This window comes from Paenibacillus sp. P4_E11 (assembly GCF_056401635.1).
Genome location: NZ_JBFUIX010000391.1, coordinates 1 through 1911 on the forward strand (window position 1 = coordinate 1; position 1911 = coordinate 1911).

Here is a 1911-nt window from a genome sequence, read left to right on the forward strand (position 1 = left end):
GATTTATTCAGTTGTTCGGCATAGACAATTTGGACAAGGAGCGTAAGGAATTTTATCAGAAAATATGTCTCGAAGAGTTAGATCGTGCCCAGCTCATCATTACTGATTATTTGTCACTGGCGAAACCTGATCCTGAAATGATAGAGAAGCTGGACATGACCGAGGAGCTGCAATACTTGTCCAATGTACTAATCACTTATGCGAACTACAATAATATCCAGATCAATGCGACCTTCACCGAAGAACTTCCGCTGCACATCATAGGTGATCGTTATAAATTCCGGCAAGCGTTAGTCAATATTGGCAAAAATGCGATCGAAGCGATGAGCAACGGCGGTGTATTGGACATTCAAGCCTATAGGCTGAAGGAACATATTGCAGTCACGATTCGTGATACGGGTGTTGGGATGACGGAGGCACAGATCAGACGACTGGGGACCCCGTACTACTCCACGAAGGAGAAGGGTACAGGACTCGGAACGATGGTTTCCTTCGGCATTATTAAGAAGATGAACGGCAAGATCGACATTAAGAGCGAGATTGGTATGGGTACGGAATACACAATTACTTTTCCAAGTGTATTCCTGTATCCCTAAATGCTTACTTTTTGGGACACGTGTATGATGAAAATTAAGATATAGACTGGAATGCTTGATATTACGGGCTTTGAGAAACGGAAAATTGTTAACTGGCTAGAAATTAGTATTAGACTGACACCAGAAATCGAAACAGCGACAGTCTTGGACGAGAAAATAAAGTCCTAGACTTGTCGCTGTATTTTTGAACTACCGTTCTTTGACAGCGGAATTTTACATGAAAAGGACTGTAAAACATTTGGATATTAATACAAAACATAAGCCATGCAAGAGAAATCGGCGCATGGCTTTCATTATTATATGTACTATTAATATTGAAAACTAATTGCCGGGCAGTTGGATGCCGCGCCAGCCGCKTACATCGCATTGTCCATATTCATTATCWCCTACAGCAACCACCGTGCCGTCCGATTTAAGACCGACGGTRTGAGCGCAACCCGCCGCAACCGCCACCATATCACGCCAGCCACTTACATTGCATTGGCCATGCTTATTCCAACCCACAGCCGCCACAGTACCGTCCGATTTAAGGCCGATGGTATGATGACTACCCGCCGCTATCGCCACAATACCGCGCCAGCCGCTTACATCGCATTGGTCATGCTTATTCAAACCCACAGCAACCACCGTGCCGTCCGATTTAAGACCGACGGTATGAAGGTAACCTGCCGCTGCCGCCACTATGTCGCGCCAGCCGCTTACCTTGCATTCGCCATACCGATTATTACCCACAATCGTCAATAATCAACATGTTGACAATTGTATTAAAAGGAACTATGATTATAACAGTCAACATCTTGATTAAATTTTATTAGAGGGAGAACAAATATGGAAGATAAAGATACCAGACTGGCGGACATCGTGATGGACATAATCCGTGTATCCAACATGTTGGAAAGACTAGGTGGAAAGTATGTACATGAAGCAGATCTAAACAGTGTACAGCAATATATGATTTTGGCATTGTTAGACTCTAAACCTAATTCGTCTATGGGAGATCTCCATCAAAACACATTAGTGACAAAACAAGCAATAACGGGAGTTGTTGATCGGCTAAAGAAAGAAGGATATTTGGAAGTATACAAAGATTCAAAGGATCGTAGAATTACCCGTCTACTTTTGACGGAGAAAGGCGAGAGCGCATTACAAACTACTCGTCCTAAGAGAATTCCTGGAAATCGGGAGACCTTTTCTATATTAAGCGAGGAAGAAATTTTTCAATTATCGGGCATCCTCTCAAAGCTAATCCTACATTATAAAAATAAAGAGCACATTGGTACAGAGGGAGATATTACACTTGAGTAATCAATTAAAG

2 protein-coding genes and 1 pseudogene are annotated in these 1911 nt (G+C 42.7%); 2 read left to right on the plus strand and 1 reads right to left on the minus strand.

The annotated features are described in order from the left end of the window. A partial coding sequence (locus AC1DWB_RS34360) for an ATP-binding protein (protein WP_477545560.1) occupies window positions 1-596 on the plus strand: 596 nt, incomplete at its 5' end. A gap of 321 nt (window positions 597-917) precedes the next feature. Here AC1DWB_RS34360 and AC1DWB_RS34365 read toward each other — a convergent pair. Beyond that, window positions 918-1337 (minus strand): annotated as a pseudogene (locus AC1DWB_RS34365) (chromosome condensation regulator); the annotation flags it as partial. A gap of 87 nt (window positions 1338-1424) precedes the next feature. Between AC1DWB_RS34365 and AC1DWB_RS34370 the strand changes: the two are divergent. After that, a complete protein-coding gene (locus AC1DWB_RS34370; protein WP_477545561.1) occupies window positions 1425-1901 on the plus strand; it encodes a MarR family winged helix-turn-helix transcriptional regulator in 477 nt (158 codons plus the stop codon). The last annotated feature ends 10 nt before the right edge of the window (window positions 1902-1911 follow it).

What these genes read in the sequence shown, in the direction of transcription:
- AC1DWB_RS34370 (WP_477545561.1), top strand. Translation starts at nt 1,425, where the DNA reads ATGGAAGATAAAGATACCAGACTGGCGGACATCGTGATGGACATAATC.